We start from the raw sequence: 13,620 nt of genomic DNA, 5'->3' as shown, positions 1-13,620 counted from the left end.
GTAAGCACATCAATCTGTCTGCTGCACTGCCCACCCTACATCTACTCTCCACTGTTCTATTGTGATTAATCCTTGGTGGGCAGTGCCTCGCAACCTGATGGTAAGCACATCAATCTGTCTGATCCACTGCCCACCCTACATCTGTTAATAAAATTCTCCCCATCTCCCCATCTCCCCATCTCCCCATCTCCCCACACTCCCTACTCCCTACTCCCTACTCCCTACTCCCTACTCCCTATTCCCTTAATAACCAATTCAAGTAATCACAATATCCAATTCCGACACCCCAAATACCTGGGCTTTAGCACACCGTTCAATATAAAGTTCAACCACCCGGTCTTGGTGATTACTCTGTAAAAGTTCCTCAAAAATCTGTTGCGCCTGAGCAAAGTCTTCTTCTACATAATAGGCAACTGCTTCCTCAAACCGAGGAGTTGTGTTGGACTTGAAAGCAATCAAATCCTCAGGATTAGCATCATACACTTCAAAGATTTCCACTGGTTGACTTTTACCCTTCACCTTGACTCGCCCTAGACACCGATAATGATAACTTTCTCGATTATCCAGATCAGTCAAGGTTGGTTTACTAATCAAAATCTCTGTTCCATAAATCTTGGTTAAACTTTCCAAACGGGAGGCCAAATTTACAGTATCAGCAATCACGGTTGTATCCATCCGTTGAGATTCCCCCACTGTTCCTAAAATTAAACTCCCCTTGTGCAAACCAATACCAATCGCAATCGCTTCATAACCACTATTGTGCCGATGGGAGTTATAAAGATAAACTTGCTTTTGCATCTCAATGGCTGCGTTTAGGGCATGATCAGCCTTTTCGGGAAACAACGCCATCACCGCATCACCAATATATTTATCAATGAAGCCTTTATAATTACGAATCACTGGACTGACTCGACTTAAATAGCCGTTGATAAAATTAAAATTTTCTTCCGGTGACATCCTCTCTGATAAACTAGTAAAGGAGCGAATATCCGAAAAAAGTACTGTCATCTCTTTTTGGACATAGTCCCCTAATTGGACATCAAGAATACTTTCCCTTTCTAAAAATTGCAGAAACTCCCGAGGCACAAAGCGTCCATAAGCTACATTAATTTTGGCTAACTGAAGATGGGTCTTAATTCGTGCTAGCAATTCATTCTTGGATATGGGCTTAGTTAAATAATCATTCGCTCCTGCTGCAAATCCTGCTACCAAATCTGAGATCTGATTTTTAGCCGTTAACAACACCACCGGTAGTTCATTCGGTAGAAATTTTTGACGAATTTTTTTACAGAACTCATAGCCGGTCATTTTCGGCATCATAATATCCAGTAAAATCAAGTCTGGTCTGCATCCTTGGCAAATTTTTGTGAATGCATCTAGGCCATTAACTGCTTGAATAATATTATAGTTGTGCAGAGAAAGATGGTTGACCAAAACCTGAAGATTTACTGGTTCATCATCTACAATCAAGATGTTAAAGGCTTCCACAGTTGGTGATGATAAGTTCTGATCAGATATCAGGTGATCAGATATCAGGTGATCAGATATTAGGTGATCAGATATCAGGTGATCAGAGTCACTTGCCATCGCCAAATAATTCTGAACCTGGGAAACTTCCTCTCGCTGTTTCCTCTGTACTTTACCTGTTGATATCGGTAGGGTGAAGCTAAACCGTGAGCCACGGTTTGGGGTAGACTCCACATCAATATCTCCGCCGTGGAGCTGCACCAGTTTTTTAGTAACAGCTAAACCTAACCCCACTCCTCCATATTTCCTATTAATGGAGCCATCCCCTTGTTCAAAAGCTTCAAAAATTCGGTCTAATTTATCAGGTGGGATACCAATCCCTGTATCATAAACGGTAATTTTTAGATAAGACTTGATCACCTCTGCTGACACTTTAATGGTACCATGTTCAGTAAATTTAATGGCATTACCCACCAAATTATAGAGAATCTGTTGGAGTCGGTTTTCATCAGCATCCACAGGGGGACTCGATGAGGAAACTTGATTAATCAGTTGTAGGTTTTTATTACCCACAAGGGGACGGGATAGTAATAAAACAACTTCTGTTATTTCTCGCATCCCCACTGGCTTGATTCTCAGGTTAATTTGTTTATGCTTGAGGGCAGAAAAATCGAGTAAATCGTTAACAAGCTGAGTTAACCGTTTGCCACTAGAGACAATCAGAGAAAGATTAGATGCTGTTGGCTGGGATAACTCACCTGTTGCTCCATCAATCAGGGATTCAGCGATGCCGATAATGCCATTCAGAGGTGTTTTAAGTTCATGAGATGTATTAGCTAAGAATTCATTTTTGAGCTGATCCATTTTCTGAAGAGCAGCATTCTTGGTTTCTAGTTTATGGTTATATTCCTGTAGCAGTCGCCTGGTTTCAGCAAATCGTCGTTCTAAAATTAATCCTAAGGATAGGATAAACAGCAACATTCCCCAAGGATAGAATCGTTGATACCAATTTTCCAGTTCAAAGCGATAAACTAAAATATCATGCATTCCTGCTATAGCCAGGATAGATAATCCTAAACTAAATAGTTTAGCATAATAGTTTTTCTTAGTGATAGCTATAGGAATAGCATGGAGCAATAAAATTATTGTACTAGCCAGGAGCAGGTAGTGATCAATAGATCTCTCATACAACCAGTAACTTTTGTATATAACAATTAATCCTAAAGAAATTACGGAATAAATTAGGTGAATTTGCCATAACCGCTGGATGATGGAAAAATAGCCTGAGCCAAATATTTGTTCAAAACCAATAAGGCTCAGAATAGGAAGAAAACAAAAAGCCGTATATCGACTATACTCCCAATTCATGGAATCCTTAAATAATAAGGGAATAATGGTTGATTGACTAATGTTGTAAACGCCACCAGCTATGGCTAATAATGCAAAGGCTAGAATTAATCGTTTGTCTTGAGACCGGAATAAACAAGTTAAACTAAACCACAAGCCAATTAAAATAAAAATACATCCTAAAACGGTGCTTATTTCGTCTTTGAACAAACAACGAATTACGTTAAATTTAGAACCAATAACTATCCGGTCGAAAAATCCGATGTAAATAGACTTATCACCCCCGACATAAACATTAATGAACAATGATTTGCCGGAAAAATTTGAATCAAGAGGAACAATTGGCCATTGATACCCTTCACCATTAGCTGGAGGCAATGAGTTAGGGGATAATCGGGTATAAATCAGTTGCTCATCTAAATAAGCTTCTAGTATATTCGGAACTGCTCCGAGATAAAGAGTGGGAGATTGCCATTTCCCGTCTGGTAACCTAACCCCTAACCAAACATTGTTTTGCTGTTGATCTTGCTGTGACTTCCATAGTCTTTCTGGAAACGTAAATGATTGCCAGCAAGGGTCGCCCTTGGCAATCTCGACCTTAGTACAACCCTTGGCATGATGGAGGTTATTGATAGAAACATCACCCCAGAGATAGTGCCATCCTTGGGTAATCTTCAATGGCGGCAAGGTTTTAGATGCCTGAGATTGTGCTTGACTAGGTGCTATGGTTAATAGGCTAATCAGCACTGATATCAAAAAAGCACCCAAACACAAGGGGATTTGGGCACGTTTCCAACTAAACATACGTTTCACTGGTATCTGCTGGAGGGGCTATGGGTAACACCCCCCTCTACTAGTTTAAGTTGGATTTTGGAGCTTGGAAACTGTTTGTTAAACTTTGCTTAGTTCCTGGCATCGGTTAAGTTAGGCAACGAGACTGTAGGAGCTATCTCCGGTAACCCACCAATAGTCAGGGACTAATCACTGTTTTAATATCTACTTTCTGAACAGTCTCTGATTATTCGGCGTTGCTTAATAATGGAATGATTTTAAGAGTGAGGTGGAACTGGCATCTTGCTGGAACTGGCATCTTGGTGGAACTGGCATCTTGCCAGTTTCAATATATTCCCAGGCGGGCAGGATGCCCACTCTACTCCTATTCAAAAGAAGATTCACCAACGCCGATTATTCAATGTTCAAATACATCTCGATAGTGCAACAAATCGAGAGATACCATAGTCGGTAACGCCTCAAAGCACTGTTGAGCTAATTCCCAGCGGTCTTCCCGTTGCAGCATATTGATCAGTTTTTGCCGCACATTTAACAGGTAGCGTACATCATTAGCAGCGTATTCCAACTGCTCATCGGAGAGGTTAGCAACATTACCCCAGTCAGAACTCTGAGCACTTTTATCCAAATCTATCCGTTCTAGCTCTTTGACCAATTCTTTGAGACCATGGCTACTAGTATAAGTGCGGGCTAACTTACTAGCAATCTTGGTGCAGAATACAGGATTGACTTCAATACCGAGATTTTGCCTGAGCATAGCGACATCAAACCGAGCAAAGTGAAACACTTTGAGCACATTAGTCGCTTCTAACAACTGTTTTAATCGGGGTGCTTCTGTTTGTCCTTTGTCAATGCGGACAAAGGTGACTCGTCCTTGTGGATCACACAGCTGTACAAGACATAAGCGATCGCGTTGGTAAATCAGTCCCATGGTTTCCGTATCCACGGCGAGAGAATCTGCCCTTAGATACTCTTGGCATATAGATTCGGGTAAATCGCGATCGCAAACTTGAAAATCCTTCAATTCTTCAATTACAGTTGTGTTAGTCATTGGTTCAAAGGTTATAGGTTGTAGGTTCTAGAAGTTTGTTGGATGGGATAATGTTTGATGCGATAGTTTTGATGGGATAGTGTTTGTGATGGGATAGTATTGTTAGGGATAACTCCCAGGATTTGGTTTATTCGATGCTCCTATGGGGTACCGTTTCTGTTCCCATGATCAGAAGGTCTACGGCATAGTTATTCGTTAAGATGACAGTAACCACTGAGACTAACCACTACCGGTAGTGTTAGTTAGTAGTGTCAGTTAGTAGTGTTAGTTATCGCTGTAAAGCGATGTTATAGCACCATAACTAGCAAATAAATCACAGTGGTTACTAGAGTTAACGAGCCTTGATAAAAACTTGGGTTAATTCCACAGCAAAGATCAGCATTCCCAAACTAATCTTGACCAATGGTGTTGGCATGAGCAGGCTGGCTAAAAGCTGGGCTCTAATTTCTAGGAATTACTGTATCGTAGTTTACAATTTACCCTTGACAGTCCACATTTCCTATGTATTTTTTATTTTTTTAATCTTTTGACGTCTGAGCTGACATAAATTTAGCAACAGTTTGCACATCCTTATCACCGCGACCGGAACAGTTAATCACGATCTGGGGATTACCACTTAGTTGGGGACATAGAGTTTCGAGATATGCGATCGCATGAGATGTTTCCAGTGCCGGTATAATTCCCTCCAGCTCAGACAACCGTTGAAACGCAGCCACGGCTTCTTGGTCTGTAACACTATAATACTCTGCCCGACTGCTATCCTTCAAATAGCTATGCTCTGGACCGACACCAGGATAGTCCAAGCCAGCACTAATCGAGTGAGCTTCGAGCACCTGACCATCCTGATCTTGGAGCAAATAACTCATTGCCCCGTGCAACACTCCTGGTCGTCCCTTAGTTAGGGTAGCCGCATGTTTAGCAGAATCTACACCAGCGCCTGCTGCTTCCACGCCAATCAACCGCACAGTGGGTTCATTAACAAACTCATGGAACAGGCCCATGGCATTAGAGCCACCGCCTACACAAGCTAACAAAATATCCGGCAAACCGCCCCACTTTTCCAAGCATTGAGCGCGAGTTTCCTGGCCAATCACAGCATGGAAATCCCGTACCATTTTTGGGTAAGGATGAGGACCTGCCACTGACCCAAGGATATAGTGAGTGGTTTCCACATTTGTCACCCAATCTCGAATCGCTTCCGAGGTAGCATCCTTGAGAGTACCGGTCCCAGCCGATACCGGTTGCACCGTTGCTCCCAGTAGCCGCATCCGAAACACATTCAGGGATTGCCGTTCCATGTCCTGAACGCCCATATAAATGACGCATTCGAGACCAAATCGAGCACATACTGTTGCGGTAGCCACACCATGCTGACCCGCTCCCGTTTCAGCAATGATGCGCCGCTTACCCATGCGCTGGGCTAGCAATACCTGAGCCAGAGCATTATTAATCTTGTGAGCACCGGTGTGATTTAAATCTTCCCGTTTTAAATAAATCCGTGGTCCACTACCATCAGATTTGGTATAGTAGTTACTCAGACGTTCAGCAAAATACAGAGGACTAGGACGTCCTACATAGTCTCGCAGCAGTTGTTGTAGTTCCTGTTGAAAATCCTGGTCATTACGGTATTGCTCAAAAGACTGTTCTAGTTCACTTAGAGCAGGCATCAGGGTTTCTGGAACATACTTGCCACCAAATTTCCCAAAACGTCCCAAAGCGTCCGGTTGTTGGGTCGCTTGGTCCCTCTGGTCGCCGATACTAAGGGGTAGGGGGGTTTTAGTCACAGCGGTGTCAAACAATTATAGAACGAACATCTCGAATATATATTATAAAACCCAAAATGCTTTACCACCAGTCCTGTAGCATTTTGTCTCAACACTAACTATTTTTTTCGAGCTAATGTAGAAAAGTAATGACCATAATGACCAAGCCGGTGCATAGCTAACTTACCATGAATGAACCAACTGATCAACAAATTAACAATCACTCCAATTCCGTAGAGGCAGATGTTCAACCAAAGGTCAGTGTCGAAGAATTCAGTATTAGTGGTAATGACCTGATTGACAAAGTTAAAGACCTAATTAATCAGGGGAATATTCGCCGAATTATGATCAAAAATGACCAGGATCGGATTTTGTTGGAGATTCCGCTAACTTTTGGCGTATTAGGAGGATTTACTGCTATTTTCTTGGCTCCTTGGTTAGTCGCCCTGGGAGCGATCGGGGCATTGGCGGCTCGATTGAAAGTAGTGGTGGAACGAAAGGAATAGCAGTCTAGATATCGTAGATATCTACCCTAACCCCTAAACAGGTATGGGACATCCTAGAGAAAGATTGTCCGCGATCGCTAAAAATATCTTAAGATATACTTAAGATATGCCTTGAGCGGTCAACTTTGAGTTGTCAGGTTTTAGTTATCAGGTTTTAGTTATCAGTAGTCAGCCAAAAGCCTAGAAGTCACCCTGGACAACTAAAGTAATTATGCCGGTGGGACGTACATAATCATGGGTTTCTTGCTCTGTAGCTGGGCGGTTAAGAGAGCCCCTGAGGTGCTGAACTGGTGGCTTTAAAAAATAAAATTAGTTAAACCAACTTAATTAAATAAACCTGAGCAAAACTGCCTAATCCTAGCTTCAAGCCAACTCTCAAAGCTATCAGTTCTGAAAACTATCAGTAAGTTAATGATTCAATAATCTCCGGGACTGGATAAGTCAGTGGTCTCACTGGGTTTGACCAGGGGCTGGTAAAGGACAGCAATTGACATCATTCAAGCAAACTTTGCCCCACTTTAAGGCCCAACGAACCAAACCCACCCGGTTATCAGTGGAGGTTTTGGTCAAAATGTTACTGATATGATTATCAACAGTGCGCTTACTGATTGCCAGCTCCTGGGCGATCTCGAGATTGGTTAAACCAGCCGCTACATGTTCGATGATTTGCAATTCGCGGTAAGACAGAGTTGCGGGATTCTGGGATTTACCACTAGCCATAAGTAATTTTTCTCTAGTAGATATACCTATCTTATCTAATTTTACCGCCAATGGTGACCCGCTTCACTTAATTTGCCATGGGGAAATTAAGTGATTATCAGTAAACAGGACAAGGAGGAGTTGGGGAAAGGGGAGTGGGAGGAGTGTGGGAAGTGTGGGAAGTGTGGGGAGTGTGGGGAGTGTGGGAAGTGTGGGGAGTCAGATGAGCAACTGGCGTCGAAACTTCTGAAATTAACATCAATGGAGAGCAACTAATGGAAGGTCTGAGTGACTTTATCAACGAGAGAATGGAAGAGTGGAAAGTCCCAGGGCTGGCTATCGCTATTGTTCACGATAGCCAGATCATCTTTTGTGAGGGCTTTGGTTTTAGGGATGTAGAAAAAGGCTTAAAAGTAACATCTAAAACCATCTTTGGGATTGGGTCTTGCACTAAAGCCTTTACCACAATGGCTATGGGCATCTTGGCTGAGCGAGGAAAATTAGATTGGGATAAACCAGTTAGACATTATCTGCCCACCTTTAAACTATATGATGCCTATGCTAGTGAACACATGACTCTCCGTGACCTAGTCACTCATCGTTCTGGCTTACCCCGTCACGATGCTATCTGGTATAACAGTCCTTTAACTCGTAAAGAAATAGTTGAGCGCTTACAGTATCTCGAACCTAGTGATGAATTGCGAACTGTCTTTCAGTATCAAAATTTGATGTACATGACGGCTGGCTACTTAGTTGGTGAAATTGCCGAGAGCAGCTGGGAAGAATTTGTTCAGCAGGAAATTTTTAATCCATTGTCGATGGTAGACAGCAATTTTTCCGTTGTCAAATCCCAGGAGACTGACGATTTTTCCCTTCCTTATCGAGAGAAAGATGACGTAGTTAAAGCCATCCCATTTCGCAATATCGACACCATTGGTTCTGCTGGCTCTATTAATTCTAATGTTACTGATATGGCGAAGTGGCTTCTACTCCATCAAAATCAGGGAAACTATGAGGATAAGCAGATTATTAATCCTGGTATTCTGACTCAGATGTATACACCACAAATCGTGATGCCGTCACCCCTTGAGTATCCGGAAATCTGGCATTCCTCTTATGGATTAGGATGGATTATCACTGCCTACCGAGGTCATAATCACGTTGAGCATGGGGGTGGTATTGACGGATTTTCTGCCCTGACAACGTTGATGCCTCAAGATAAAATTGCTGTGGTAGTTCTCACCAATCTCCAAGGAACCCTATTGCCAAATATTATAACTTATCACATTTGCGATCGCTTGCTTGGTCTCGACGAAGTTCCTTGGAATGAAAGGATTAAGAGTAAGGTTGAGGAAGCTAAACAAGCTGCTGAACAAGGCAAACAGAACACCAAAGCACAGCCTAAAACTGGCACTCAACCATCACATCCCCTAGAAGATTACACAGGAGATTTTGAGCATCCCGGATACGGAATAGTTTCCATTGCGCTCAAAGATCAGCAGTTAACGGCAACTTATAATAATTCCATCGTTTACGAACTAAAGCACTACCACTATGATAGTTTTGAATTACTATCAGAAATACTTGATGATAATTTTCAACTATTATCATTCTTTAATGACCCCAAAGGAACTATTCAGAGACTGTCCATACCTCTAGAACCGACGGTGAAGGATATTGTATTTGAACGAATCCCTGACCAAAGCATTTTAACCACTAGTTTTATGGAAAAATTTGTGGGTGAGTATGACTTTTATGGTCACTCTTTGATTATCTTTATCAAAGATAATCAACTAGTTGCGTTATTAGCTGGTCAGCCAGAGATAGAGTTAGTTCTTTACCAAGGAACCGAATTTAATCTTAAAGATTTATCAGGATTTAGTATTAACTTCACTACCGATAATGGTGGGGTGGTGACTCAAGCAGTGATTACTCAACCCAATGGCGTATTCACGGCTAATAAAAAAGTGTATACGTAAGCTATAGGAAAGGGAGTAGGGAGTAGGGAGTAGGGAGTAGGGAGTAGGGAGTAGGGAGTAGGTAGAATTAAATTGTCTGTACCTCATAAGTACCAGAAATGGTATATATGTATAATAAACCTCTTACAAAATTAGTTTTCTGATCGTGTTTCCGTCAATTCTTGTCCACTGTTCCCTGTTCCCTATTCCCTGTTCCCTGTTCCCTGTTCCCGACTTCTGCAAGAAGTCTAATGACTAATTTCTTGAATTCAAACCTTCCATCTACTCAACCCCTACCCCAGGTAATTGCTAATCACATTGCTACAGCACCTAACCAGCGAATTACCTTTGCCCAGTACATGGACTTAGCACTATACCATCCACAGCTAGGTTACTACGCCAATGGTGCAGTTAACATTGGTTCATCAGGAGACTTTTTCACCTCACCCCACCTAGGAAAAGACTTTGGGGAGTTACTTGCTGAACAGTTTGCCCAAATGTGGGATATCCTCGGACAACCTAATCCCTTTACCCTGATGGAAATGGGAGCAGGACAGGGACTCCTAGCAGCAGATGTTCTAGTTTACTTGCACCAGCACTACCCAGATTGCTATGGTGCCGTAAATTACATCATTGTGGAAAAGGCAACAGCAATGATTGCTCAACAGAAGCAGCTGTTGTTGAAACTAAACCTACCCAGACTCGACCATCACCAGCACTCGTTACCTGTGCGGTGGTGTTCTTGGGAAGAAATACAAGACAATTCCCTGACTGGTTGCTGTTTTTCTAACGAATTGGTTGATGCGTTACCCGTACATCAAGTTGTGCTGCAAGCAGGAGATCTGAAAGAAATCTATATCGCAACCGTTGAGCAGGATGACATTAAGTTTGTAGAAGTTTTAGATACCCCTTCTACACCGCAACTGAGACAGTATTTTGATTTGGTAGGTATTAATTTGTTCTCTGGTTCCTATCCAGAGGGCTATCGCTCTGAGGTGAATCTAGCAGCACTAGATTGGATTAAAACTGTTGCGAAACGGTTAAACCAGGGGTTTGTCCTAACTATTGATTATGGCTATCCAGCCCAAAAGTATTATTTGCCAGCCCGTGATCAGGGAACATTGCAGTGTTATTATCGCCACCGGCACCATAATAACCCCTATAGTTATATCGGCGAACAAGACATTACTGCTCATGTGGATTTTACTGCCTTAGAGCGACAAGGAGAGTTATGTGGTTTGGGTAAAGTAGGTTTGACCAAGCAAGGGTTGTTTCTAATGGCATTGGGATTAGGCGATCGCATAGCTGCTCTTTCTGATCCTAGAGAAAGGGGAAATGCGAACGCAACAGCACAGGATGTGATCAAGATTATGCAGCGTCGCCAACGGTTACACCAGTTGATCGATCCAACCGGATTGGGTGGCTTTGGGGTTTTAATTCAAAGTAAGGGATTAACGCCATCAGCAGAACGGGTGGCGCTTAAGGGGTTGACGGTACCACCGATCAGCTAATAGGGCTGGGAGCGGGGAATAGGGAAAGAGAGGGGAGTGTGGGGAGATGGGGAGATGGGGAGATGGGGAGATGGGGAGATGGGGAGATGGGGAGATAGGGAGATGGGGAGATAGGGAGATGGGGAGATAGGGAGATAGGGAGATGGGGAGATTTTTATTAAGGGTAATTATCGGTTCTCATAGTAATCAGGTAAACAAGATTTTTTCCCAATTCCCGATTCCCGATTCCCGATTCCCTACTCCCAATTCCCTACTCCCTACTCCCTACTCCCTACTCCCTACTCCCGATTCCCTACTCCCTACTCCCTACTCCCGATTCCCTACTCCCTACTCCCTACTCCCTACTCCCTACTCCCTAAAATCCCAAATCCTATCTATCACAAAAAATTCACACTTGTTTTAGATAGTGTATTTGTTGAATCTTGGCTAGAGGCGATTCATGCACCAATCGCCTCGTTACTTATGTTTAGGCTAATTTTCAGTAAACTAATCCCACCGAGTAATCAGATTAGAAAATTTTTTCTGGATGAATAAACTGGTAACCTGCATCAATTATCTTTTTATTTGACACTCGGGCATTGTAAGGTCGGGCTTTAGTAACGGATGAATCCCAGGATACGGGGGGTAAGTTGTGCTGTTTAAATACTTTTTCAAGCAATTCTTGATAAGTCAGTATTTGGTCATCTACTAGATTAGAAATCCCTTGCAGTTGGTGAGAACGGACAAATTCTATTGCACCAACTATGTCATCTAGATGAATCCAATTGGTGACTTCTTTACCCGAACCCTCACGAGTAGTACCTGCGAATCGACCAAATATTTTGACTAGTTCCCGCTTCGGACCATAAATTCCTCCCAGACGCAGGATACAAACCTTCAGATTAGGATTGGATGCTGATAGTAATACCTGCTCAGTTTCCGCCATAATTTCATAATTGGGATTAGGGGGAGCAATCGGTGATGTTTCGTCTACCCAGCCTCCCTGTCGATCACCGTAAACAGCATAGCTTCCGGTGTAAATTAGCTGTCGTACCGTAGGAGTGGTTTTGAGCACAGAAACTAAGGTTTGGGCTGTGTCTAAGTAGGCTTCTTGATAGACCTTGCCATTGGCAGCACCCACAGACAAAAGAATAATCTCCTGGTTTTTCACTACCGATTCGAGACCAATAGGGTCGTTTCCTTTAACCACAACCACTCGGTCAGCAATTGTTTCTAGTTCTGGGACACGCTCAGGGGTAGTAGTGGTTACTGTAGTGAATAACCCTAAGTCTTGATGCCAAAGGTGAGCAACGGCACTACCCACGTATCCACAACCAATGATTGCTACATTCATAGCTCGTATGTTTGAAAATTCGATTATTATAAAAAATCTTACCTTCGCGCAAGCTTTACCCGGGTGTATCTCAATGCATGAAATTAGGCAAAAATTCCCGCGCCCCCGCCCCACACTTCCCACACTTCCCGCGCCCCCGCCCCACACTTGCGATCTTTTTTACAAATATGAGATGCACCCTACCCCTTGGGTCTTTCCTTGAAAACCCCGTCTTTTTCAAGGGGGGATGAAACAAACGTGAGCGTGTGGGGCGGTTTTAACCGCCGTGGATAGTTTTCTTGACATCTGGGTCTAATGGCGTTAAAATAATCCTGGATTACAGTAAAGTTTTAACAAGAGTAGGAACGCAAAATTTAGCAAGTAACAAAAGTTAAAAATAAAATAAGTTAATAAACTAATAAAGTAATAAACCAACAAGTTAAACCAATAATTTCAAACAATAATTTAAAAATAAGTTAAAAAAACAATAAGTTATTGCCCAAATCCTTCGTCCGTAGAGTAAAGTAAGAAGTATCGCCAGAGATAGGGTACTGCGTAATCCTTGCCTAACAATTTGGTCACCTAGGTCGGCTTAGAAGCAAAAAACTAGTTAGCTATCAAAAGCCGTTTTGAGAAACAAGTTACAGCAGGGAATGCGGAAAACTGGGTCAATAAGACCTAAAACCCTTCGGTAGATTTGCCCTCTAGCTTGGTTGGTATAAACCCGTCAGGTTATGGCGAGTCGATCAACCTAGAATCCCCGTCCGTTTAGAGCGGGGAATGTCAAGATAGAAAAGTTTAGCTATCAGCAAGCCCCAGGTCTATATGGCTCGCTACAATCGTTCCATTAAAATCACTATTTCCCTTGATCGTCTTCTACCATTACTGATTGAGGTTCTAAAATCCTGCCATTTTGAGATTCTCTACGAGAGTGATGACTATATAATGGCAAGAGAGAGTCCGGATAATATATCCTTTACCAAGCTGGTTACAGTGGACGTATTGATTGACAAATCGAAAGCCACTGAGCAACAAGTGCCCATAAATTTTGTCGTCAAAAATGAAGAGTTACCTCTACAGGTTAATAACCATTGTCGGCAAATGTTTGAGCTACTTCAAGAGGCAGTTAATAACAATCCCGATTGGCAAATTGTGGAGGAGCTAGCTACTTAACAAGTAAGTAATCAGTAATCAGCAATCAGCAATCAGCTATCAGC

General features: G+C 42.5%; 13 protein-coding genes. 8 read left to right on the top strand and 5 right to left on the bottom strand.

The annotated features are described in order from the left end of the window. The first annotated feature begins 75 nt into the window (after positions 1–75). Positions 76–357: a hypothetical protein gene (locus tag F6J90_RS36690; RefSeq protein ID WP_293105628.1), complete on the top strand. Its 282-nt coding sequence runs from the start codon at positions 76–78 to the stop codon at positions 355–357. Here F6J90_RS36690 and F6J90_RS36685 read toward each other — a convergent pair. Next, positions 256–3,618, bottom strand: a complete 3,363-nt coding sequence (locus tag F6J90_RS36685; RefSeq protein WP_293106444.1) for an ATP-binding protein — start codon at positions 3,616–3,618, stop codon at positions 256–258. The two genes, F6J90_RS36690 and F6J90_RS36685, sit on opposite strands and share 102 nt — an antisense overlap. Positions 3,619–3,857: 239 nt before the next feature. Here F6J90_RS36685 and F6J90_RS36680 point away from each other — a divergent pair, with 239 nt between their 5' ends. Then, positions 3,858–4,028, top strand: a complete 171-nt coding sequence (locus F6J90_RS36680; protein ID WP_293105625.1) for a hypothetical protein — start codon at positions 3,858–3,860, stop codon at positions 4,026–4,028. Here the strand turns inward: F6J90_RS36680 and F6J90_RS36675 are convergent. Both F6J90_RS36675 and trpB read right to left on the bottom strand, forming a co-directional pair. Beyond that, positions 4,004–4,654 (bottom strand): ribonuclease H-like domain-containing protein, encoded by a 651-nt coding sequence (locus tag F6J90_RS36675; RefSeq protein WP_293105622.1) that lies wholly within the window; start codon positions 4,652–4,654, stop codon positions 4,004–4,006. The genes F6J90_RS36680 and F6J90_RS36675 overlap by 25 nt on opposite strands. Positions 4,655–5,172: 518 nt before the next feature. Beyond that, positions 5,173–6,438, bottom strand: a complete 1,266-nt coding sequence (trpB, locus tag F6J90_RS36670) for a tryptophan synthase subunit beta (protein ID WP_293105619.1) — start codon at positions 6,436–6,438, stop codon at positions 5,173–5,175. A 167-nt stretch (positions 6,439–6,605) separates the two neighbouring features. Here trpB and F6J90_RS36665 point away from each other — a divergent pair, with 167 nt between their 5' ends. After that, positions 6,606–6,923 carry a DUF4342 domain-containing protein gene (locus tag F6J90_RS36665; protein ID WP_293105616.1) on the top strand — a complete coding sequence of 106 codons (318 nt, stop codon included), beginning with the start codon at positions 6,606–6,608 and terminating at the stop codon, positions 6,921–6,923. A 450-nt stretch (positions 6,924–7,373) separates the two neighbouring features. On the opposite strand, the gene F6J90_RS36660 is transcribed toward F6J90_RS36665, so the two are convergent. After that, on the bottom strand, positions 7,374–7,643 hold the full coding sequence (locus F6J90_RS36660) for a helix-turn-helix transcriptional regulator (protein WP_293105614.1): 270 nt from the start codon (positions 7,641–7,643) through the stop codon (positions 7,374–7,376). A gap of 90 nt (positions 7,644–7,733) precedes the next feature. On the opposite strand from F6J90_RS36660, the gene F6J90_RS36655 reads away from it, so the two are divergent. The 4 genes from F6J90_RS36655 (at position 7,734) to F6J90_RS36640 (ending at position 11,494) form a co-directional block, all read left to right on the top strand. Continuing rightward, positions 7,734–7,898 carry a hypothetical protein gene (locus F6J90_RS36655; protein ID WP_293105611.1) on the top strand — a complete coding sequence of 55 codons (165 nt, stop codon included), beginning with the start codon at positions 7,734–7,736 and terminating at the stop codon, positions 7,896–7,898. After that, positions 7,898–9,601, top strand: a complete 1,704-nt coding sequence (locus F6J90_RS36650) for a serine hydrolase (RefSeq protein WP_293105609.1) — start codon at positions 7,898–7,900, stop codon at positions 9,599–9,601. The genes F6J90_RS36655 and F6J90_RS36650 overlap by 1 nt, the downstream gene beginning before the upstream one ends. Positions 9,602–9,831: 230 nt before the next feature. Further along, the gene (locus F6J90_RS36645) at positions 9,832–11,091 is read left to right on the top strand and encodes a class I SAM-dependent methyltransferase (protein ID WP_293106441.1); all 1,260 of its coding nucleotides are present in this window, start codon (positions 9,832–9,834) and stop codon (positions 11,089–11,091) included. Positions 11,092–11,233: 142 nt separating this feature from the next. Continuing rightward, complete coding sequence (locus tag F6J90_RS36640; protein ID WP_293105607.1) at positions 11,234–11,494, top strand: hypothetical protein; 261 nt, start codon at positions 11,234–11,236, stop codon at positions 11,492–11,494. A gap of 105 nt (positions 11,495–11,599) precedes the next feature. Here F6J90_RS36640 and F6J90_RS36635 read toward each other — a convergent pair whose 3' ends face one another. Further along, positions 11,600–12,424, bottom strand: coding sequence for an NAD-dependent epimerase/dehydratase family protein (locus F6J90_RS36635; RefSeq protein WP_293105605.1), 825 nt, complete (start codon positions 12,422–12,424; stop codon positions 11,600–11,602). 804 nt (positions 12,425–13,228) lie between these two features. Between F6J90_RS36635 and F6J90_RS36630 the strand changes: the two genes are divergently transcribed. After that, positions 13,229–13,576 carry a hypothetical protein gene (locus F6J90_RS36630; protein ID WP_071104796.1) on the top strand — a complete coding sequence of 116 codons (348 nt, stop codon included), beginning with the start codon at positions 13,229–13,231 and terminating at the stop codon, positions 13,574–13,576. Positions 13,577–13,620 lie beyond the last annotated feature (44 nt).

Origin of the sequence: Moorena sp. SIOASIH, assembly GCF_010671925.1 — a bacterium.
Classification (GTDB): Bacteria; Cyanobacteriota; Cyanobacteriia; order Cyanobacteriales; family Coleofasciculaceae; genus Moorena.
Note: the sequence above shows the minus strand (reverse complement) of the source record. Positions and strands in the feature narration are given on the sequence as shown.

Coding starts and splice junctions, on each gene's coding strand:
- F6J90_RS36665 (WP_293105616.1), top strand. CDS start 6,606: ATGAATGAACCAACTGATCAACAAATTAACAATCACTCCAATTCCGTA.
- F6J90_RS36645 (WP_293106441.1), top strand. CDS start 9,832: ATGACTAATTTCTTGAATTCAAACCTTCCATCTACTCAACCCCTACCC.
- F6J90_RS36635 (WP_293105605.1), bottom strand. CDS start 12,424: ATGAATGTAGCAATCATTGGTTGTGGATACGTGGGTAGTGCCGTTGCT.
- F6J90_RS36660 (WP_293105614.1), bottom strand. CDS start 7,643: ATGGCTAGTGGTAAATCCCAGAATCCCGCAACTCTGTCTTACCGCGAA.
- F6J90_RS36680 (WP_293105625.1), top strand. CDS start 3,858: ATGATTTTAAGAGTGAGGTGGAACTGGCATCTTGCTGGAACTGGCATC.
- F6J90_RS36650 (WP_293105609.1), top strand. CDS start 7,898: ATGGAAGGTCTGAGTGACTTTATCAACGAGAGAATGGAAGAGTGGAAA.
- F6J90_RS36685 (WP_293106444.1), bottom strand. CDS start 3,618: ATGTTTAGTTGGAAACGTGCCCAAATCCCCTTGTGTTTGGGTGCTTTT.
- F6J90_RS36630 (WP_071104796.1), top strand. CDS start 13,229: ATGGCTCGCTACAATCGTTCCATTAAAATCACTATTTCCCTTGATCGT.
- F6J90_RS36675 (WP_293105622.1), bottom strand. CDS start 4,654: ATGACTAACACAACTGTAATTGAAGAATTGAAGGATTTTCAAGTTTGC.
- F6J90_RS36640 (WP_293105607.1), top strand. CDS start 11,234: ATGGGGAGATTTTTATTAAGGGTAATTATCGGTTCTCATAGTAATCAG.